General features: G+C 37.3%; 19 protein-coding genes and 2 riboswitches. Of the genes, 9 read left to right on the top strand and 10 right to left on the bottom strand.

Features of this window, described 5'->3' with window-relative positions; genetic code table 11:
- Positions 1-68: 68 nt before the first annotated feature.
- Entirely contained in the window at positions 69-431 is a 363-nt protein-coding gene (locus DLJ74_RS13730) for a DUF488 domain-containing protein (RefSeq protein ID WP_109984896.1), read from the bottom strand.
- A 131-nt stretch (positions 432-562) separates the two neighbouring features.
- Between DLJ74_RS13730 and DLJ74_RS13735 the strand changes: the two genes are divergently transcribed.
- The gene (locus tag DLJ74_RS13735) at positions 563-1567 is read left to right on the top strand and encodes an LLM class flavin-dependent oxidoreductase (protein ID WP_109984897.1); all 1005 of its coding nucleotides are present in this window, start codon (positions 563-565) and stop codon (positions 1565-1567) included.
- Positions 1568-1588: 21 nt separating this feature from the next.
- Here the strand turns inward: DLJ74_RS13735 and DLJ74_RS13740 are convergent, their stop codons facing one another.
- A complete protein-coding gene (locus DLJ74_RS13740) occupies positions 1589-2377 on the bottom strand; it encodes an alpha/beta hydrolase (RefSeq protein ID WP_109984898.1) in 789 nt (262 codons plus the stop codon).
- An 11-nt stretch (positions 2378-2388) separates the two neighbouring features.
- Positions 2389-3552: a serine hydrolase domain-containing protein gene (locus tag DLJ74_RS13745; protein ID WP_109984899.1), complete on the bottom strand. Its 1164-nt coding sequence runs from the start codon at positions 3550-3552 to the stop codon at positions 2389-2391.
- Positions 3553-3684: 132 nt separating this feature from the next.
- Here DLJ74_RS13745 and DLJ74_RS13750 point away from each other — a divergent pair, with 132 nt between their 5' ends.
- Positions 3685-5166, top strand: coding sequence for an MDR family MFS transporter (locus DLJ74_RS13750; protein WP_245902344.1), 1482 nt, complete (start codon positions 3685-3687; stop codon positions 5164-5166).
- Positions 5167-5177: 11 nt separating this feature from the next.
- On the opposite strand, the gene DLJ74_RS13755 is transcribed toward DLJ74_RS13750, so the two are convergent.
- Positions 5178-5609, bottom strand: coding sequence for a cell wall hydrolase (locus tag DLJ74_RS13755; RefSeq protein ID WP_054787461.1), 432 nt, complete (start codon positions 5607-5609; stop codon positions 5178-5180).
- Positions 5610-5849: 240 nt separating this feature from the next.
- Between DLJ74_RS13755 and DLJ74_RS13760 the strand changes: the two genes are divergently transcribed.
- Positions 5850-6122 carry a hypothetical protein gene (locus DLJ74_RS13760; RefSeq protein ID WP_054787460.1) on the top strand — a complete coding sequence of 91 codons (273 nt, stop codon included), beginning with the start codon at positions 5850-5852 and terminating at the stop codon, positions 6120-6122.
- A gap of 45 nt (positions 6123-6167) precedes the next feature.
- On the opposite strand, the gene cobA is transcribed toward DLJ74_RS13760, so the two are convergent.
- Both cobA and DLJ74_RS13770 read right to left on the bottom strand, forming a co-directional pair.
- Positions 6168-6932 carry a uroporphyrinogen-III C-methyltransferase gene (cobA, locus tag DLJ74_RS13765; protein WP_109984901.1) on the bottom strand — a complete coding sequence of 255 codons (765 nt, stop codon included), beginning with the start codon at positions 6930-6932 and terminating at the stop codon, positions 6168-6170.
- A complete protein-coding gene (locus tag DLJ74_RS13770; RefSeq protein ID WP_109984902.1) occupies positions 6925-8001 on the bottom strand; it encodes an inorganic phosphate transporter in 1077 nt (358 codons plus the stop codon). The genes cobA and DLJ74_RS13770 overlap by 8 nt, the downstream gene beginning before the upstream one ends.
- 239 nt (positions 8002-8240) lie before the next feature.
- Positions 8241-8341: riboswitch (SAM riboswitch) on the bottom strand.
- Between the two features lie 230 nt (positions 8342-8571).
- A riboswitch (SAM riboswitch) is annotated at positions 8572-8671 on the top strand.
- 83 nt (positions 8672-8754) lie between these two features.
- Here DLJ74_RS13770 and DLJ74_RS13775 point away from each other — a divergent pair.
- Both DLJ74_RS13775 and DLJ74_RS13780 read left to right on the top strand, forming a co-directional pair.
- Positions 8755-9861 carry a methionine biosynthesis PLP-dependent protein gene (locus DLJ74_RS13775; protein ID WP_109984903.1) on the top strand — a complete coding sequence of 369 codons (1107 nt, stop codon included), beginning with the start codon at positions 8755-8757 and terminating at the stop codon, positions 9859-9861.
- On the top strand, positions 9854-11026 hold the full coding sequence (locus DLJ74_RS13780; protein WP_109984904.1) for an aminotransferase class I/II-fold pyridoxal phosphate-dependent enzyme: 1173 nt from the start codon (positions 9854-9856) through the stop codon (positions 11024-11026). The genes DLJ74_RS13775 and DLJ74_RS13780 overlap by 8 nt, the downstream gene beginning before the upstream one ends.
- Positions 11027-11401: 375 nt before the next feature.
- Here the strand turns inward: DLJ74_RS13780 and DLJ74_RS13785 are convergent, their stop codons facing one another.
- Together DLJ74_RS13785 and DLJ74_RS13790 are read right to left on the bottom strand one after the other, a co-directional pair.
- Complete coding sequence (locus tag DLJ74_RS13785) at positions 11402-12148, bottom strand: sulfite exporter TauE/SafE family protein (RefSeq protein WP_109984905.1); 747 nt, start codon at positions 12146-12148, stop codon at positions 11402-11404.
- 131 nt (positions 12149-12279) lie between these two features.
- Positions 12280-13191: an AEC family transporter gene (locus DLJ74_RS13790; RefSeq protein WP_109984906.1), complete on the bottom strand. Its 912-nt coding sequence runs from the start codon at positions 13189-13191 to the stop codon at positions 12280-12282.
- 219 nt (positions 13192-13410) lie between these two features.
- Between DLJ74_RS13790 and DLJ74_RS13795 the strand changes: the two genes are divergently transcribed.
- Genes DLJ74_RS13795 through DLJ74_RS13805 form a run of 3 tightly spaced genes read left to right on the top strand, consistent with a single transcriptional unit; the run spans position 13411 to position 15999 of the window.
- Complete coding sequence (locus tag DLJ74_RS13795) at positions 13411-14229, top strand: lipoate--protein ligase family protein (RefSeq protein ID WP_109985098.1); 819 nt, start codon at positions 13411-13413, stop codon at positions 14227-14229.
- 12 nt (positions 14230-14241) lie between these two features.
- Positions 14242-15189: a lipoyl synthase gene (gene lipA / locus DLJ74_RS13800; RefSeq protein ID WP_109984907.1), complete on the top strand. Its 948-nt coding sequence runs from the start codon at positions 14242-14244 to the stop codon at positions 15187-15189.
- Between the two features lie 18 nt (positions 15190-15207).
- Positions 15208-15999 (top strand): Cof-type HAD-IIB family hydrolase, encoded by a 792-nt coding sequence (locus tag DLJ74_RS13805; RefSeq protein ID WP_054787458.1) that lies wholly within the window; start codon positions 15208-15210, stop codon positions 15997-15999.
- A gap of 113 nt (positions 16000-16112) precedes the next feature.
- Here DLJ74_RS13805 and DLJ74_RS13810 read toward each other — a convergent pair whose 3' ends face one another.
- Complete coding sequence (locus tag DLJ74_RS13810) at positions 16113-17120, bottom strand: methyltransferase domain-containing protein (protein WP_181397576.1); 1008 nt, start codon at positions 17118-17120, stop codon at positions 16113-16115.
- 489 nt (positions 17121-17609) lie between these two features.
- On the opposite strand from DLJ74_RS13810, the gene DLJ74_RS13815 reads away from it, so the two are divergent.
- Positions 17610-17753, top strand: coding sequence for a YjcZ family sporulation protein (locus DLJ74_RS13815; protein ID WP_109984909.1), 144 nt, complete (start codon positions 17610-17612; stop codon positions 17751-17753).
- A gap of 35 nt (positions 17754-17788) precedes the next feature.
- Here DLJ74_RS13815 and DLJ74_RS13820 read toward each other — a convergent pair whose 3' ends face one another.
- A complete protein-coding gene (locus DLJ74_RS13820; protein WP_342767749.1) occupies positions 17789-20077 on the bottom strand; it encodes a beta-L-arabinofuranosidase domain-containing protein in 2289 nt (762 codons plus the stop codon).
- Between the last annotated feature and the right edge of the window lie 73 nt (positions 20078-20150).

Consider the following 20150-nt stretch of genomic DNA (forward strand, 5'->3'; position numbering starts at 1 on the left):
ACATTTCACTTACACCCCTTCTGTGGTATTAAAAAAAACGAAGGGTTAAAGTTCCCCCTTCGTTTTAACTATTTCCGTTCATTTATAAGCTTTTCCTTGATAATAACAACATGATTATATTTTAATTCTTTTGTAGCAAAAACGAGTGTGATTTCTCCGTTCTGTTCTTCATAGCATTGTATTAAGTGATCAAAAGCCTCTTTTTTTTCTGTATCTTCCTCTAATTCTTTTAAGTATTTTTGGCGAAATTCATCAAACTTGTCTGGATCATGCCCAAACCATTTGCGTAGTTCTTTCGATGGCCCGATTTCCTTCAACCATAAATCTAGTTTCGCTTCTTGCTTAGAAACCCCTCTTGGCCAGATTCGATCGACTAATACACGAAAATTATCTTTTTTCTCTGCCTCTTCATATACTCTCTTTAATTGCATGATTTCATCTCCCGTTAAGCATAATATTAGACGAACCTTGAAGATAAGCGTATCATTTTTTACATTGAGTAACAAAAGTAGAGACCTTCCCTAGGAAAAGGTAGTCCAATATGATAAATAGGAGTGATCTTATGTCTCAATCCTTTACCAATGTTCAATTTTCTGTATTAGATTTGGCACCAGTGCTTTATGGTCATACCCCAAGCTTGTCCTTTCAAAATAGTGCTGATTTAGCTCAGCATGCGGAAAAATGGGGATATCACCGCTATTGGCTTGCAGAGCACCATAATATGCCAGGAATCGCAAGCTCTGCTACATCACTAGTTATTAGCCATGTAGCAAGTCATACGAACAAAATCAAAGTCGGTGCAGGTGGAATTATGCTACCAAACCATGCCCCTTTAGTCATCGCAGAACAGTTCGGAACACTCGATGCTCTCTATCCTAATCGAATTGATCTAGGTCTTGGAAGAGCACCTGGTAGTGATCAAGCAACTGCCTACGCTCTTAGAAGAACATTGAATAGTAGTGCAGAGGATTTCCCTCAACAAGTAGAAGAGCTAGAAGCTTATTTTAAAGGCACTGCAAATGTAACAGCAGTTCCAGGCAAAGGCGCAAATATTCCACTATGGCTACTTGGATCGAGCGATTTCAGTGCTCGACTTGCAGCAGAGAAAGGACTTCCTTTTGCATTTGCGAGTCATTTCTCACCAGACTACACTATTCCTGCTTTAAAGATTTATCGTGATCGATTTAAGCCTTCAGAGCAGCTTGAAAAGCCACGTGCGATGGTTGGAGTCAATATTATTGCAGCAGATACTGTTGAGAAAGCTAAATGGTTAGCTACCTCTCAGCAACAGCAATTCTTAAGTCTAGTTCGTGGCGCACCTTCTGAATTGATGCCACCTATTGATGATATTGATCAAGCATGGAATGTTTATGAAAAGGCTTCTGTGGAGAAATCAGTGAATAGTAAAACAACCATCGTTGGAGATAAACAAACAGTTAAAAATAAATTACAAGCATTCGTCGATGAAACAAATGCAGATGAAGTAATTATTAATAGTCAAATTTATGATCATAATGAACGCCTATATTCTTATGAACTAGTAGCAGATATTGTCAATCAAATGTAGAAAGAGAGGGGGTTCCCCTCTCTATTTTTGAATTGGAAGCCATGCTAGAACTTCTTGTATTTTACTATCCCAATAGTCCCATTCGTGATTGCCTGTTGTAAAAGTGTGCGTAATTCCTACCCCTTTAGCATTGGTGAAATCGAAAAATCGTTTATTTTCATCAAACAGGAAATCTTCTGTTCCGCAGGCTTGAAACAAAGCTGGTAATGCTTGATCTTCCTTAAGCCTTTTTTCCAGCAGATAAAATAAATCCTCTTCCGTATTTTTGATGTCCTTTTCTCCGAATACACAATCTAATGCATGACGTATAGGATTATTCTCACCCTGTACACGATTTGTATGTTCAACAATATCAAGGACACCAGAGAGACTTGCAGCAGCAGAGAACATTCCTGGCTTTCTCAAGGCCCATTTAAAGGCACCATAGCCTCCCATTGATAATCCGGCTACAAAGTTATCTTCTCTTCTATCCGATAGAGGAAAAAAGGAACGCACCACTCTCGGAAGCTCTTCCGAAATAAATGTCCAATATTTTTTACCATAAACCATATCGGCATAAAAACTATGGTCCACTTGTGGCATTACAACTGCCAATCCATATTCGGCAGCATATCGCTCAATGGAAGTACGTCTTGTCCAAATTGTATGATCATCACTAAAGCCATGAAGCAAATAAAGTGTTGGGATTTTTTCATGGTTTCGTTTATTGTTCATTCCAATCTGATTAGATGTTTCCTGTGGCAATATAACGGTGATGGAGGTACTTACAGATAAAACCTCTGAGAAAAAATTACATTGGATTAGTGCCATTTCTATCCCTCCTAATGAATAGCTCCATAGATCACATTTCGAATTCTAGGTTGATGATAAAACTCAAGGTTAGGAAGCATTTGTTGCATGTAAACAGCGGATAATTTTTTCTTCGGATCGATAAAGACATAGGTCCCTGCTAAACCGGACCAGCCAAACTCTCCTAAACTACTATTACTTCCACCAATAACTTGATCCATCATCACCCGAACTCCTAAACCATATCCATAGCCATTTTCATAATTCCAACCAAGGTCCGGTAGCTGTGAATCGAGCAAATGATTTTGCGCAAGTAACTGAATTGTATTTTGACTGAGTATATGTATTCCATTCGCTGTACCACCAGTTGCTAAACAATGGGCAAACCGTTGGTAATCATTTAAGGTGGAATGTAATCCAGCACCACCACTTTCAAAGACTGCAATTGGTTCTGAGTCACGGTCTAATGCGTTATTCGGCACAAGCGTCCCATCTTCTAATCTATCATATAAAGTAGCTAAGCGATGCTTTTTTTCCTTTGGAATTTGAAAAAAGGTATCTTTCATTCCTAATGGTTCGAAGATGTTTGTATAAAGATATTCTCCGAAAGATTTACCAGATATCACTTCTATTAATGCGCCTAATACATCATGGCTTAAACCATATTTCCAGTGTGAGCCTGGTTCAAATTCTAGAGGAAGTTTTGCCAATTGCTTCACAAATTCTCGTAAGTTGGAAGAACCTTCTTTTTTCTCTAGCTTGTGAGCAGTAGCCATTACTTTGCTTGTTAGCTTTTCTACTTCGGAACCACTGCCCCCGTAGCAAATGCCTGAAGTCATCTTAAATAAATCCTTAACAAGAATTGGATTTTGTGCGGCTTCCACTTGGATATTCTCTTCTTGTCCAGATTTATAGACCTTCATCTCCGCAAAATCTGGTAGATAATTTGAAACGGGATCATTTAATAGATACCTTCCTTGTTCATATAACTGTAATGCGGCAACACATGTAACTAGCTTTGACATAGAATAAATGCGATAAATCGTATCCGCAGAGATTTGAACTTTTTTCTCAATGTCCGAATAACCTAAATAATTCTCATATAGGGTGTGTTGATTTCGTCTAACCGAAAGTGCGACACCACTTGGTCCATTTTCTATAAAATGCTTTAATAATCTATCCACATGTTGTTTCAATTCGACCTTCCTCCTTTTTGCAATCGTTTACTTTATTTTACCATATCTTTAAAAAAGATATCATCTTTCTACTGCTCAAGTCTTGATTTATTTGCTACAATAGCATTTAGACAAGAAGGGATGGAAGAATCGATGCAGAAAAAAACCAATCGGACATTAGTTCTAATAGCACTAGTCCTCTCGATGTTCATGGCAGCCATTGAAGGGACCATAGTAGCAACTGCAATGCCTAATATAGTCGCTGATTTGGGTGGCTTTCGATTATATAGCTGGGTTTTCTCTGGATTTTTGTTGATGCAAGCTATTACGACGATGATCTTCGGAAAATTAGCTGATTTATTTGGAAGAAAACCGATTTTTATCATCGGTGTAAGTATTTTCTTAATCGGATCATTGTTATGTGGATTTGCAACAACGATGACAATGCTTGTCATATTTCGTTTACTCCAAGGTGTTGGAGCAGGGGCTATTCAGCCAATTGTAACAACAATTGTTGGAGATATGTATACTGTTAAAGAAAGAGCAAAGGTTCAAGGGTACCTTGCAAGTGTTTGGGGGATCTCTTCTGTTATTGGTCCATTATTAGGTGGGATTATTGTCCAATTCGTAGAATGGTCTTGGATTTTCTGGATGAATATTCCACTTGGTATTATTGGCCTTCTAGGTGTCATTCGATATTTCCATGAACAAGTGAATAAAGAGAAGAAGGCAATTGATTACAATGGAGCAGGATTATTCCTGATTGGCATCTCTTCTTTAATTATCGTTTTCGTTCAAGCAGGAACGGTATGGGCATGGCTTGATTGGGAAACCATTTCTTTATTTTCCTTATTTATTATTTTTATGATTGTTTTTATTTTTCAAGAGGGGAAAGCACCGTCTCCTATCATGCCATTATTTCTATGGAGAAATAAGCTTATTCTCATCGCTAATCTGGCTACATTTTTTTCAGGTATGATAATTCTCGGATTATCTAGCTTCTTACCCACCTATGTACAGGGTGTTATGGGGGAATCCGCCATTATCGCTGGCTTTACATTAAGTACTCTATCCATTGGGTGGCCGATATCTTCGACCATCGCAGGTCACTTAGTTTTAAAAATTGGTTTTCGTAAAACAGCTTTACTTGGTGGTTGCGCACTTTTAATTGGAACATTTATGTTTTTCTGCTTAACTGCTGAAAAAGGCCCCATTTATGCTGGGATCAGTTCATTTATCGTAGGAGTAGGAATGGGCCTTTCAAGTACAACCTTTATTGTATCCATCCAAAATCATGTAAATTGGAATGTACGTGGAGTTGCCACTTCTCTTAACATGTTTATGCGAATTGTAGGAAGTGCGGTTGGAGCTGCATTATTAGGAGGGATTTTAAATCTACAAATGCGAGCATTTATAGGAACAGAAAGCAAGTCCTTAGATGTTAGTAATATAGACCTTTTACTTGATGAAAATAGAAGAAAATCAATGGATACAGAGATGTTAGAGAAGATTCAAAATGGGCTTAGCTTCGGGTTAGATCATGTGTTTAACGGTCTTTTTATCATAGGAATCTTAGCCTTCCTAATTATTCTCTTCTTCCCAAATGTCCAATTAGAAGAAGCAGAGGAATCTTAATTCTTCTGCTTTTAAAATGTGCCATAAACTTCCGGACACTCAGAACTAAGTGGTGTATAAAAACAATGACTTTTAAACCTACCTGAATTCCATTGTCCAAACCACTGTGCAGGACAGCTACCTCCTGGCATGAAGAACCATAATGCATAGCTTGCAGGATGATATCTTTTCCCATTAATAACCCTTCTTGCAAGCTCTATATCTTGCTCTCTAGCTCGTTGATAAAAGTAGCCTTTTTGTGTGGCCTCAAAGCCTCCTGGACTTTGAAATACCATCCTTCTAATGGTATTAATATCCGTAAAATCAAGACATCTTGCTCTTACCCGATTTACTCCCGTATTACCTACCATAAGCATACCTAATTTGCCATCACCTTCTGCTTCAGCTCGCATGAGTCTAGCTAGTAATCTCACATCTTCTTCCGTTGCTTTCACTACCGCCAATTCTTTCACCCCTTACCTACTTTCTTTATATTCAAAAAGCTTTCAAAATGTACCAGGTTTGAACGAAAGGATTTAGGTAACACTTAAAGAAAACCCTTACATTTATGGTATAATGAATATGAAATATTCAAAGACTAAAATATCGTTTATTTTTAGTCCTTATAATTGGAAGCTTATTTTCTTCGTCTCCTTCGAATACTAGCAATGTTGTGAATTTTCTTTAAGAAAAGGAGGTATAACATGAGATTGTCGAAGCTAATACTTCATAAAGATATACTACTTATACATGCCGATATTCATAGCAATGATTATATATTTACGGTAAAATGGAAGGAATTAGATAATAAAAAAGGTGGTGAATGGGAGCTAAAATCCTATATTAACAACTCCAATGGAAAGAAAGACTTGTCACAAGAAGAGATAGATCAATTGATTAATCAAATTAATCCTGAATGGGGTTGGGAGCAAGAACAAGAACAAATGCAAAAAGCACGAGAGAAAGATGTCGATTAAATATACTAAACCTTGATTCATCGTAATGAATCAAGGTTTTATTACTTATAATGATGAAGCTCCAGCATTTTCTAATGCTTGCTTATTAAACCATTGTAGTTGATCATGCAATAAGACAACTTGACCTATAACAATCATTGACGGATTCGTGATCTCATCTAATCGATCCGTGATTGTTTCGAGTGTACCTACAATCGTTTTTTGTTTATTAGTCGTTCCCCAGTGAATGATTGCTACAGGTGTTGTCTTTTCTAAACCTGCTTGGATAAGGTATTCAGCAGTTTTAGGAAAATTCCTCACACCCATGTAAAAGCAAAGAGTTTCTGTTCCATTAGCTATATGCTGCCATTCCTTTAATGATCTTGATTCAGGATTGGACCCATTAATAAAGCTTACGGAACCACTGAGCCCACGATGGGTTAATGGAATTCCAGCATATGCAGGTGCACTTATACCTGATGTGATACCAGGTACTACTTCAAAAGGAATATTAGCTTTTTCTAAAACAAGTGCTTCTTCCCCGCCTCTACCAAAAATAAACGGATCGCCACCTTTTAATCTCGTGATGACTTTTCCCTCTGTTCCATATTGAACGAGTAAACGATTTATCTCGTCCTGAATAACACCATGCAATTTCGGTTCCTTCCCACAAAAAATTAATTCTGCCTCACTTCTTGCATAGTTTAATAATTCTTGATTAATTAAACGATCATATAAAATAACGTCTGCTTCTTCAATCGCTCTAATTCCTTTTAACGTAATTAGTTCCTTGTCGCCTGGTCCTGCCCCTACTAAATATACTTTACCCAATCTCTTCCCATTCCCTTCTTAATTGATGTTCTTGTTGCTTTGTTTCTGACTTTACTTGATATTTCATTAACACGATTGTAATAAGTATCGTTAAGAATAATAAGATTACAGTATAGTAAGAATGACGAATAATGATTTCGGTTAAACTATAGGAAATCACTAATGAAATGATTGGTGAAGAAATCCAAACCTTTGCAATACGATGGATGATTTTTTCCTTCCAAACATTTTGCCAGCTTTTCGTAGCACTGATTCCAACAATTGCCGTCGTCGTTACCTGGGTCATTGGGATAGGAACTCCTAAAAAGGAGGCAGCAATAACTAATATCCCTGTTGTGCTTGAAACAACAATACCGTTTGCCAGTGATAGATTTGTGATCTTTTTAGCATTGGTATCTAACACTTTTCCCCCAAATAAGATGCTACCAAGCGCTACCACTAACGCTAAGACAGGTAAACCAATCTCCATTGTTACTAAATTTGCTCCCACCAATGGTCCTAACGCATTCGCCACATTATTCATACCAGCGGCTATTGCCTCAAAAATACCTGTTATAATTAACAGTCCTGCTAATATTTTACTAGAAAATGAGACCTTTATCTTGTCTCGGTATTTCATTCTTACTTTTTCAAGCGTATATGTCACAAAAAAAGCTAAAATTGGGATAAGAAGCCATAAACCGACGATTTCTAATATAGAAACGGCATATATTTGCTGAAAAGACAAACCAATTCCGACAATAGCACCAACGGTTACCTCACTAGTAGAAAGTGGAATACCAATATAATTCGTAACAAATAAAGTACACGCAGAAACTGCCAGTATAATTGTAGCGATGCGAACATCCATGATTTCCTCTGGAATAATTCCCTTTCCTAGTGTATGAGTAACATGCTTTCCTCCCCAAAGAGCACCAACTATGGCTCCTGAACCAGCTAGAAATAATGCCACTTTTTTATGTTTTATTACCTTACTTCCATATACGACTCCCATACTAGCGGCAGAGCCACTAGCGCCGATATTAAAAGCAAATAAACATGCGGCAAAAAAAGCTAAAATGACTAACATTTTTCATCCTACTTCCTCTATTTTTATCTTCTTAGAAATGAAACCTGCATTTTTATTTCAAGTGAATCTCCGGGCGTGAATGCTTTTCTCTCCATATCAACATAATGCTTCATCAAAATGTCGTATAGGGTTGCCGCTAATTTTCTTACCCTCGCGTCCAGATTTATTAGCGAGATCCTATTTTCTTTCAAAAAAACAAAAAACTTCTACTTGGTCTAAAAGTAGAAGTTAAATACTTCTTCTTATCTGCCAAGGTTGTCTTGCTGGAATTAGCACAGTGCCTCAAATGCCTGTTGCTGAGATTTCATCGGGCCAGTCCCTCCATCTCTCTGGATAAGAAAGCATATAATGTTTTAAGTTATTAAATGATTTGTATTGAATATAATGGTAAATACAATTAATGTCAATAGGTCAATTCCTTGGATTGCTACTGCAATCCACTAAAAATCCTTTATAACCAATGGTTTTACTAGGTTTAATTTTTTTAAATTTTTTCTTGTATTTTTTTACTGGTGATTGTATGATATATTGTATAGTATTTCCAAAACTTTTTAACAACTAAATATTTTAAGCTTATCAAGAGAGGTTTAGGGACTGGCCCGATGATGCCTCAGCAACCAGCATTTTATGCATGGTGCTAAATCCAGAAGGTAATTACCGAAGATAAGAAGTATGTATAAATGTGGGGACTTTCTTCTTATCGGGAGAAAGTCCCTTTTCGTTTTATAGCATATCGTAGGAGGAATGATCGAAATGAAGCATATCGAAACATCATTAGCTCAAATTGGGAATAAATCTGATCCAAAGACAGGTGCCGTCGAGCCACCTATTTATTTATCGACAGCCTACCAGCATGAAACAATTGGCAATTCTACCGGTTTTGATTATACGCGAACGCGTAATCCAACCAGAGATATTGTAGAAAGGGCCATAAGCGACCTTGAAAAAGGCACTAAGGGATTTGCTTGTTCATCCGGTATGGCTGCGATTCAATTAGTGCTTGCCATATTTGAAAAAGGAGATCAAATCATCGTGACAGAGGATGTTTATGGTGGAACATACCGATTATTTAGTCACTATAGTGAAGCATATGCGGTCGATTTTCTCTATGTGAAACCAGAAGAAATTGCAGAACAAATCACATCGAAAACAAAGGCAATATTTATTGAGACGCCAACAAATCCACTGTTAATCGAGTTAGATATTCATAAAGTTGCCCAGATCGCTAAAGAACACCAGCTGCTTTTAATCGTAGATAACACCTTTTTCACACCATATCTCCAAAAGCCACTTACACTAGGAGCAGATATTGTCGTCCATTCTGCAACGAAATATTTAGGTGGACATAATGATGTTCTTGCTGGACTAGTTGCTGTGAAGGATCAACCGTTAGCAGAAAAACTAACCCATCTACACAATGCCATAGGAGCTGTATTGTCACCATTTGATTGTATGTTACTTATTCGAGGCATGAAAACGTTAAGTCTTCGCCTTGAGAAGCAACAGGAAAATGCTAGAGCACTTGAACAGTTTTTCAAGGAGCACCCTTTAGTAACAGACATTCTGTATCCCGGTAAAGGTGCAATGGTTAGTTTCCGGATTAAGGAGAAACAAATGGTTGGCCCCTTCTTATCCCATTTAAAAGTCATTTCTTTTGCGGAAAGCTTAGGTGGGGTGGAGAGCTTTATCACTTATCCAACAACACAAACGCATGCAGATATCCCTTTAGAAGAACGTGAAAAACGTGGTATTTGTGAAAGGCTGTTACGTTTCTCTGTCGGTATTGAGCATATAGAAGATTTAAAAGAAGATCTAGATCAAGCTCTACTAAAGAGCAAGGAGGAATTACTTCATGTCTAACCAATTTGATACAAAGCTTATTCATGCAGGGCTACAACAAGGATTTAACGAAAAGGTGACAGGTGCCGTAAATCCTCCGATTTATTTATCATCTACTTATCATCAGAAAGAAATAAATGAATTCGGACCATTCGATTATAGCCGCTCAGGTAACCCAACCAGAGAAATTTTAGAAAAGACGATTGCGCAGTTAGAGAATGGATACGCAGGCTATGCCTTTTCTTCAGGCATGGCAGCCATCTCCTCAGCTTTTTTATTATTGGAAGCGGGAGATCATGTCGTTGTGACAAAAGACGTTTATGGAGGTACCTATCGATTTATCAGTCAGCTATTGACCAGCTTCTCGATTAGCCATACTTTTGTTGACATGACAAACATCGCAGAAATTGAAAAAGCTATTCAAAGTAATACAAAGGTTATTTATATGGAAACACCAGCAAATCCCTTATTGCAAATCACTGACATTAAGAAAGTGGTGGAGTTAGCTAAAGCCAATGATTGCTATACTTATTTAGACAATACATTTATGACACCATTGTATCAAAATCCACTAGATCTTGGTGTAGACATTGTGCTCCATAGTGCGACTAAATTCTTATCTGGTCATAGTGACGTAGTAGCTGGATTAGCTGTGGCAAAAACAGACGAGTTAGCTGCAAAACTAAAATTTATTCAGAATACAATTGGATCCATTCTAAGTGCACAGGATTCCTATACCTTAATTCAAGGAATGAAAACTTTGGAGACTCGACTAACCAAATCAAGCCAATCTGCACTTGAAATTGCTAAATTTTTGGATGAACATCATGCGATTGAAAAAGTGTATTATCCAGGTCTTACGGATCATCCTGGTTTTAACGTTCATCATTCTCAAGCCAAAAGTGGTGGAGCAGTCCTATCCTTTTTATTATCAGAAAATGTTGACATAGAGGGATTCGTTAGAAAGCTAGAAATACCAGTCTTTGCCGTAAGCTTAGGGGCTGTGGAATCTATTCTTTCTCATCCTGCTACCATGTCTCATGCAGCAATGCCTCCACATGAACGAAAAGAAAGAGGGATCGAGGATCGCTTGTTCCGTTTATCTGTAGGTATAGAGAATGTCGATGATTTGATCAAGGATCTTAATCAATCTTTCCAACAAAGCAAATTAAGCCTTCCATTATAGAGGAGAAGAGAAAAGGACTGGGGGCTTGATTTCCTAAATGCATCGCTTCGATAAACTGTAATTTGGCTTCTTGCCTCAATTGAAGTGCGGTTAAAAAGACTATAAACGGCAACTTGGCCCAGTGCTTCCGTTGAAATGCAGTTTATAAAGCGAATAAACGGCAAATTTGGCTGTTGCTTCGCTTAAAATGCCGTTTATAAAGTGAATAAACGGCAAATTTGCCTAGTGCTTCCGTTGAAATGCCGTTTATAGATCGGATCAACCGCAAATTTGGCTGTTGCTTCGCTTGAAATGCCGTTTATAAAGTGAATAAACCGCAACTTGGTCTGGTGTTTAAGTTGAAATACAGTTTATAAAGCGTCCTTTCTATATCTATTAACCTATTAATAAACGAATGGCACCAATACCCGCAAAGACTAGTACGAGGATCTGAAATAAACGCTGAGGCATTAGTTGTAAAACCTTTACTCCAATAACTGCTCCTATTAAAATCATTGGAATTAACCATAGGTTAAACATGATAGATTCCATATTAATCATACCAAGGCTAATATAAAAAGGAACCTTTATCATATTAACAAATAAAAAGAACCATGCCCCTGTCCCAACAAATTCCTTCTTTGGTAGTCCTTTTACTAAAAAGTAAATCGCCATCACACCACCAGCTGCATTTCCAATCATGGTCGCAAATCCAGCTAATGCTCCCATCATCATGGTGAAAATTTTTGCTTCTGGAAGCATCTGATTAAATTTCTCTCCTAATCGTTCTCTACTTATATGGAGTATGATTAATGCTAAAACTAGAATGCCAATCATTGGCTTTAATTGATCACTTGTTACATAGCTCAATACATAATACCCTATTAAAACCCCTACAAGAACGGATGGAACTAGAGAGAACAAATACTTCCAGACCACATTTTTTCGATAATATGTAACGGCAAATAGATCGCCAACAATTAATAATGGTAGTAGTATTCCAACAGATTCTTTTGCAGGGAATAGTATCATAAAGAGCGTGACTACAAGGATCCCCATACTCGATACTCCTGCTTTGGAAAAACCAATTAGCATTGCAGCTATAACTAGAACAATCCATTCAAAAACCGATAAGTCAAACATATTCATCCCCCCACTTCTACTTAGACGCTATTATCCAGGTTGTAAACGTTATCCATTTTATCATAATGAAACGATCTTTTTCCATAGATTTTGAATTTCAACTGTATTAGTATAAGAATATACTTAAAACCTTACATAATTAGATTAACCATTCCCCAAATTAATACAAAGCTAATGATCATGGTCAGATTAGAGGCTGTACCTACAAGCCGTTGGTTATAGCCAAATATAATGGAATATGGGACGACAGATACAGCGGTTGGTAAAATAAAGCCTATAAGCAATGTAAAACGAAACATTTCATCAACGGGAAGAAGGTAATAACATAATAACCCTGTAATAATCCCAATTCCATATCTTACAGCTAAAAACTTCAATATTAGTTTTCCATATCCTTTCGCAAACGTAAAATTCAAATACAATCCTAATAATAGTAAGGACAATGGCATGTTCGCCATCGAAATAATACTCGATACATCCACGACAAAGCTTGGCAGTTGAATCTTCATGATACTTAGTAAGCACATGATAAGATAGGTCATTAATGGAATGGATTGAAACAGCTTATAGATAATCGTTCTTGTTTCAAGCATATTCGCTCTCTCTGCATACATGCCTGCGATAATATAGCTCATACCAAATACTATAAAAGCATTTCCAACATCAAACATACCAAAATACTTTAATCCCTCGAAGCCCCACAAGCCCTCGACTAATGGATAAGCAAATAACCCAATATTCAAGCCAGGAATCATCATGCCAAACATACCACGATCATATCTAGAATCCCTCTTTAAGAGAATAAGTCCAAGTAAACCAATTCCAAGACCATAAACAAAAGCAATCACAATTAAATAAAGTAAGGAGTTGGAAAATTCTACATCACTAAATGTAACAATAATGAGACATGGAAGGGTTAGATTAAACACCACTCTTGCAATCGCTTCCCCATCCTCTTCCTTAACAATATTCCCCTTCTTTAATAGATACCCAATCGCAATGATAAAAACAGAAATTAAAAATTGTTCATTGAAACCATCCATGTAAATACTCCTTCGTTCTATGCTGTAATAATGAATACTTTTTTCACTATAGCATAGATGAAATACAAATGGGGATAAACTAAAAATAATATTTTTGACAGAGAGCATGAGAAGGAGTACCATGATAATGATTGCAAATTAGTATATTTTTAACAGTTTCAACAATGGATACAGTATGGGAGGTTAGTGGCGATAAGAAGTAGTTTTCGCCAATTACGTATGGGAGAAACATGGTATTATCTAGATACGGAAAAAAATACCCCCGCCTATAACATGGCAGTAGACGAATGTCTATTAAAGTGGCATAGGAATAAAGAAATCCCTCCAGTTTTACGTTTCTATGAATGGGAGCCTGCTGGGTTATCTGTCGGGTATTTTCAAAAAACAAAGGGTAAAATTAATTTCAAAGCATTAACAGAACATCATATTGAATTAGTACGGCGATTAACAGGTGGTAGGGCTGTTCTTCATGATCAAGAACTGACCTATAGCGTGATCGTTGCAGAAAGCCACCCGAAAATGCCTGCTTCCGTTAAAGAGGCATATAAAGTAATTTCTAAAGGATTATTAGAAGGATTCCGAAACCTTGATATCGAAGCATCTTTTGCAATTCCAGAAGGTAAACTACAGACAACTCAATCAGCGGTTTGCTTTGAGGAACCTTCGTGGTATGAATTAATTGTCGATGGTAAAAAAGCAGCAGGCAGTGCTCAAACTCGACAAAAGGGTGTTATTTTACAGCATGGCTCCATCCCCATCCATGTCGATAACACCAAGCTCTATGATCTATTTGAATATCCAAGTGAAAAGGTAAAAGCAAGGGCAATGCATGCATTTAAAGACAAAGCAGTTTCATTAGAAGAAGCTTCACCTGGGGAGATCAAAATAGATTTAGCAAAACGAGCATTTAAGCAAGGATTTGAAAAAGGCTTGGACATAGTCTTCGAAAATTTCACTTTTTCAATGGAACAAGAAGAAGAAATACATAGTGTAATGAATCAAAAATATAAAGACGACGCATGGAATTTATCTAGATAGGAGATGGGTAGAATGGCAAAAAACGAAGAATACTTAAGAAAACCGGAATGGCTAAAGATAAAAATCAATACGAATAAATCCTATAATCGTTTAAAACATCTAATGCGTGATAAACGTCTCAACACTGTTTGTGAGGAAGCTAAATGTCCAAATATCCACGAATGCTGGAGCGAAAGACAAACAGCGACCTTCATGATACTTGGGGATACTTGTACACGTGGATGCCGTTTTTGTGCAGTAAAGACAGGTCTTCCCAATGAATTAGATTGGGGCGAACCGAAACGTGTTGCTGAATCAGTAGAAATTATGGGACTAAAGCACGTGGTTGTTACTGCAGTTGCACGTGATGATTTAAAGGATGGTGGTGCAGCAGTATTTGCCGAAACAGTTCGTCAAATTCGTGAGAAAGTACCAGGATGCACAATTGAGATATTACCTTCTGATATGAAAGGTGATTATGAAAGCTTACATACACTAATGGATAGTGCTCCCGATATTTTTAATCATAATATTGAAACAGTACGCAGATTAACGAAACGTGTTCGTGCGATTGCGATGTATGACCGTTCGTTAGAATTATTAAGACGAGTGAAAGAAATCGCACCAAATACCCCGACTAAGTCCAGTATTATGGTAGGTCTTGGCGAAACTAAGGAAGAAATAGTGGAAGCAATGGACGATTTACGTGCTAATAATGTTGATATTTTGACCATTGGTCAATATCTACAACCAACCAAAAAACACTTAAAGGTTGAGCGCTACTATCATCCTGATGAATTTACAGAACTTAGAGAAATTGCTCTTTCCAAAGGATTTAAGCATTGTGAAGCTGGTCCTTTAGTTCGCTCCTCCTATCATGCAGATGAACAAGTAAGTCAATCTGCTGCACAACGTAGAATTAAATATATGAAGGGTTATGAAGAAAATACAGGAGAAAAGCTTTCAAAGCTTCCGTTTTAATCATAAAGGAGACATCAAATGAAGCAATATAAAGCATTGTTTTTAGACATTGATGGGACAATATTAAGACAAGATCACACGATCGAACCATCTACAAAGGAAGCCATCAGTATCGCAAGGCAAAAAGGAATCGAAGTTTTTCTGGCTACTGGTAGACCTTTACATGAAATTTATACAATTGCAGAAGAATTAGGTATTCATTCCTTCATAGGCTATAATGGAGCTTATGCCTTATATCAAGAGAAGATACTAGTGGATGAACCGATTTCTGCGACTATTATCGAACATTATTTAAAAATTGCGAAACAAAACCACCATGAGATGATTCTCTATACTAATAGCCACAATTTATTAACATCGCTAGAGACTAAAGCTGTTAGGCAGTTTATTGACTATTTTGCTTTAAGCGATACGGCACTTTATCAAGATAAATATCGAAATCAAATTCTAGGGATTACGATAATGAACGTATCTCCAGATGAGATTGCTCTCTATAACCTTGATCATGAAAATATTTACTTCTCCCAAGTAAATGTTAAAGGTTTAGAACATAGCTATGATGTGATTCGAGAAAATGTCAATAAAGGCATGGCCATTAAAAGCATTTTAGAGGAGCTTCATCTTAGTCCTGATCAAGCCATTGCCTTTGGTGATGGGATGAATGATAAACAAATGCTTCAATTTGTCGGAAATAGCTTTGCTATGGGGAATGCAAACCCGGAATTATTCCAATACGCTAAATACCGAACCACTACAGTGGAGAATTCAGGTATCTTCAATGGATTAAGAAAGCTTGGAATTATTACATAAAGAGTATTTGCAAGTTGGTTCAAAAATACCTTCAGTAGCTTATTTTCAATGCATCATTTGTTGAATTAGTTAAACCGGATTCGATGTGAATCCGGTTTTTCGCCTTGCTTTTTTTATTGCTTCTCTAAAACCATCAATGTGGGATGCAAACCCTTCAAGCTAAGTGGATAGGCTTCTAAGCAAACCATTCCTAAACGATTTACTTCAACATGTAATTGCTGGAAATTTCCCAACAAAATCACTGCCCTGCCCCTTGGTTTTAGCACTCTCGCTATTTCATTCATTACATACCTATAGAACAATCCTAAATCCTCGTCGATTGAAATTTGCTTCCCAAATGGTAGATTTGTGACGACTTTATCAACAAAATTGGTTGATAGGGGCAATTCTCTAGCATCCCAAACATTTATTTTTACCTTAGTGTGCTCAAGATTATGTTTAGCTATCCTTGTCACTGACTCAGATATATCCCCACCATGGATTTGATTGACAGGGTAAGCAGTCCGCTCTGACAAAATAGTACCAGAACCACAACACGGGTCCACAAAAATATCCGTTGATTTTGGATCGGATAACCAAACCATTGAATGAGCAACTGTAGGGCGAAGTGCGGCACGAGAGAACTGACGCACCTGGTTACGATAGCGAAATGTAGGATCGGTAAGTCGAAGAGAAAAAATAAGATTCTGATGCTCCAAATCAACCCTGAATTCTACCTGATTATCCCGATTCGTTCCGAGGGACCAATTAGGGTAATGTCTCTGAATACCTTCTGCAGCGGCCCACGCTAACTCATAGCGACTATAAGTTTGTTTTCCTTTACGACTGGCATTTATCCAAAATAGAGAGTTGTGGTCCATATCTTTCAAATCCAAACTTGCAATACGTCCACTTAGCTGAGATAAATGTTTCTTATGTGGTCCTAGTTGAAATTGATCCAATACTTGAAACAAATTATCTGCAGATCTTAAAGCATGCAGGCATGTATCTATACTACTTGTAGTAAAGAATACCTTGCCTCTTTTTATTTGAATGATTTCCACTTCACTCACCTTTTGATTCATTTCATCTAATAAAACATATTCTAATCCGGGTAAAATGCTCGCAAAATATAGAGTCATTCTAACGCCTCCCATTTATGAATACCGTTAAGACATCCATGCTAACTACAGGGGTATTCTGTCCGATATACAAAAAAGGCCGTGAATGAACCATCATTGAGATTCATCACAACCTTTTTGTAAACTAGGAATAAGCTGTTCTTACCCTGTGTCTTTAGTAAGCTTGAACGGTATTTGATGATAAAGTTCATGGACAATGGATACTTAAAAAAGAATAAGTCAAACTAAACCCCTTTCTAGGAGCTTTTTTAGTATCACTTCTATTCGATTAGTAATTATCGAATAACTGTCAAGAACACTGCCATCATCATGATTAGAATACCTCCACTAATTTGTCGAATATCTGTAATTTTATTATATCACCTTTTAGCATGCAAGATTTCTTATACAATCATCCGCCCATTTTTCGTGAACATGGTCATTTACCCTAACCGATTAATGAAAATGACATACATTATATAGTGAAAATATTGAAGGAGGTTGATATAAGTGAGTTACTATGGTGGATATCCTTGTGGCGGATACGGAAGTGGCTATGGCGGCGGCTACGGCGGTGGCTATGGCGGCGGATTTGCTTTGATCGTTGTACTTTTCATTTTGTTAATTATCGTTGGTGCTTCTTTCTATAGCTAATTCGACATAAAAAATCGGGCATATGCCCGATTTTTTTATATTTCTGGTTCATTTATAATACGCACACGATAGATCCCGCCAGCTATTTTTCCATTAGAGGATTGAAATTTTACCCTTATCGTTTCTTTTTCTTTCATCCAAGCAAACGGTATTGGGTAAACCTCTGTAAACAACTCTCCTGGATGTTGGTTGGTTAATTTCTGACGCGTTAATTCGTTTTCATCGATCCAAATAGTAAAGTCACGTTCCACTACACGTCCATCCATATGCTCTCTACCATCACCTCCGAAATAAGTGACAGCAAGATACATTGACTTTGACGCATCAATCTTCATTTCGTAGCTAAAGTATCCCCCATCTTTTGCTTCGCGGTAACCGCTATGAACGACGTTTTTATAAGCAGAGGTAGACAAGCTTGCCTCCATGTTATGATCCACCTCTGGTTGTTGTTCATGTGGTGTAACAACATCAATCGTAATCCTTTGTTCCCTTAGTCTTCTATCTTTTTCGTTGTCTACAAAATGCTCATAGGCTGCTTTTGATAAAATATTCCAATAAATCGTATATCTTTCATGATGAATGTCATAAAACGGCTTTAGTGTTAGACTCTGATTCCCTGGTTGCCCAACCTCTGTTGTAGTAAAAATTAATTTATCAGGATCAACCAGTTGAATCCATTTTTCTAAGTCCTGTTGATCTGTTACAAGTGCAGGTACTTCTATGAGTGGATGATTATTCAATGATAAATGATCACTTAAAATATCAGTCTCAGGGAAATTCTCTCGACCGAGTGCACCTGCCAAAACAATAGGACCATACATGATAACTTGTTTCTGTTCATCATCTTTTGCCACATATCGATGTAAACAAAGCGGTGTTACTACTGTTAGACAATCCTTCTGTTGCCAAATTCGCGTTATTTTGGCATACCCATTTACCTTCACTACTTCTACCTGTTCCCCATTCACCATAAATGTCATTTCGTCTTTCACCCAATATGGTATCCGAATTAGTAAGTCAAACTCTTCCTCTGGTGTTTGTTCGAAAAAAATACTACTCTCCTCTTTGTATGGAAATCCTGTTTCCTGCCTTACTATCAAGCCTCTATCTTCGTACACAGCCCTAGCAGAGATAAATAAATTAATAAAAAATTGGCGATCATCATGGTGAGAGAAGATACCTCGGTTATACCTTGCTGGATTTTCCATCCCAGTACCTGTACAACACCAAAAGGAATCATCCCTTGAATTATATACTTTAAAATGGCCAGGCTCGGAGGAAACAAAATAGGTCTTCATTCCAGACTCTGGATCTTGCGATGCTAAAATATGATTATATAATGCTTTCTCAAAGAAATCATAGTATTTGGAGTGATGCTCCCATTCAAATAGGAGCTCTGTTAGCTTCAGCATATTATAGGTGTTACAAGTTTCCGTTGTTAAAATACCTAGTTCCTCTGCATTCTCTGGACCAAAATGTTCACGAATACTGTTACCACCAATTGCATAAGTGCGATAATTGGTCACTTGCTCCCAGAAAAAGGTGGCAATCCTTTTATATTTTTCTTTACCTGTTATATTAAAGAGCTTGGCTACTCCAATTACCTTTGGAATTTGGGTATTGGCATGCTTACCCTCCAACTCATCCAGTTGATTGTCCAGAGGATCCAATACTGCTTGATGATAAAATCTTTCTGCTAATTCTAGATAATTGGGATTTTTTGTCATATCATATAAATCCGCAAAGGCTTCATTCATTCCGCCATGTTCACAAACTAGCATTTTTTGGAATTGATCCTCTGACAAATTAATTAATCCATTATAAGCCCAATCAGCTAATCTCGTAACAATTTGTAATGCTTTTTCCATGTTTAAAAGCTGATAAGCATCTATTAAACCAGCATAGATTTTGTGTATGGAGTACCAAGGTACCCACGAGCCAGCAAGACTAAAATTATCCACCTCGAATTCACCAGTAAACACCTTATCAAAGCAATCTCTAGGAAACCCACTCACATACCCATCCGTATCATAGGATTGAACATGAGCTAGTTCTGCTAGAGCATAGTTTAGTTTTTCTTTTAATCGTTTATCTCCTGTTACATGGTACATATTGGCTGCTGCTGAAAGCCAATGACCAATGGAATGACCAGCGATAGGCGTTTTCTCCCAGCCTCCGTAGCGTTCCTTCTTCGCCTTTTGTCCAGCTGCTTCATAACAAGGAGCAATGAGACGATCCACATCTAGATATAATAAATATTCCTTTCCTTTTAATTGTGATTCATTAAACATACCTTCAAGTAAGTATACTTTTTCCACAACCATCGCACCTCCAAAAAACTTTTACACTATCTAGTATGAAGGCGATTACTACAAATGTACATTCCATAAAATAAGA

It is taken from the genome of Gracilibacillus dipsosauri (assembly GCF_003176895.1).
GTDB lineage: Bacteria > Bacillota > Bacilli > Bacillales > Amphibacillaceae > Gracilibacillus > Gracilibacillus dipsosauri.

Excerpts from the sequence above, each read along its gene's own strand:
- lipA (WP_109984907.1), top strand. The coding sequence starts at position 14,242 with ATGGCAAAAAACGAAGAATACTTAAGAAAACCGGAATGGCTAAAGATA.
- DLJ74_RS13780 (WP_109984904.1), top strand. The coding sequence starts at position 9,854 with ATGTCTAACCAATTTGATACAAAGCTTATTCATGCAGGGCTACAACAA.
- DLJ74_RS13750 (WP_245902344.1), top strand. The coding sequence starts at position 3,685 with ATGCAGAAAAAAACCAATCGGACATTAGTTCTAATAGCACTAGTCCTC.
- DLJ74_RS13740 (WP_109984898.1), bottom strand. The coding sequence starts at position 2,377 with ATGGCACTAATCCAATGTAATTTTTTCTCAGAGGTTTTATCTGTAAGT.
- DLJ74_RS13805 (WP_054787458.1), top strand. The coding sequence starts at position 15,208 with ATGAAGCAATATAAAGCATTGTTTTTAGACATTGATGGGACAATATTA.
- DLJ74_RS13795 (WP_109985098.1), top strand. The coding sequence starts at position 13,411 with ATGGGAGAAACATGGTATTATCTAGATACGGAAAAAAATACCCCCGCC.
- DLJ74_RS13785 (WP_109984905.1), bottom strand. The coding sequence starts at position 12,148 with ATGTTTGACTTATCGGTTTTTGAATGGATTGTTCTAGTTATAGCTGCA.
- DLJ74_RS13820 (WP_342767749.1), bottom strand. The coding sequence starts at position 20,077 with ATGGTTGTGGAAAAAGTATACTTACTTGAAGGTATGTTTAATGAATCA.
- DLJ74_RS13810 (WP_181397576.1), bottom strand. The coding sequence starts at position 17,120 with ATGACTCTATATTTTGCGAGCATTTTACCCGGATTAGAATATGTTTTA.
- DLJ74_RS13770 (WP_109984902.1), bottom strand. The coding sequence starts at position 8,001 with ATGTTAGTCATTTTAGCTTTTTTTGCCGCATGTTTATTTGCTTTTAAT.
- DLJ74_RS13730 (WP_109984896.1), bottom strand. The coding sequence starts at position 431 with ATGCAATTAAAGAGAGTATATGAAGAGGCAGAGAAAAAAGATAATTTT.
- DLJ74_RS13775 (WP_109984903.1), top strand. The coding sequence starts at position 8,755 with ATGAAGCATATCGAAACATCATTAGCTCAAATTGGGAATAAATCTGAT.
- DLJ74_RS13735 (WP_109984897.1), top strand. The coding sequence starts at position 563 with ATGTCTCAATCCTTTACCAATGTTCAATTTTCTGTATTAGATTTGGCA.
- DLJ74_RS13790 (WP_109984906.1), bottom strand. The coding sequence starts at position 13,191 with ATGGATGGTTTCAATGAACAATTTTTAATTTCTGTTTTTATCATTGCG.
- DLJ74_RS13760 (WP_054787460.1), top strand. The coding sequence starts at position 5,850 with ATGAGATTGTCGAAGCTAATACTTCATAAAGATATACTACTTATACAT.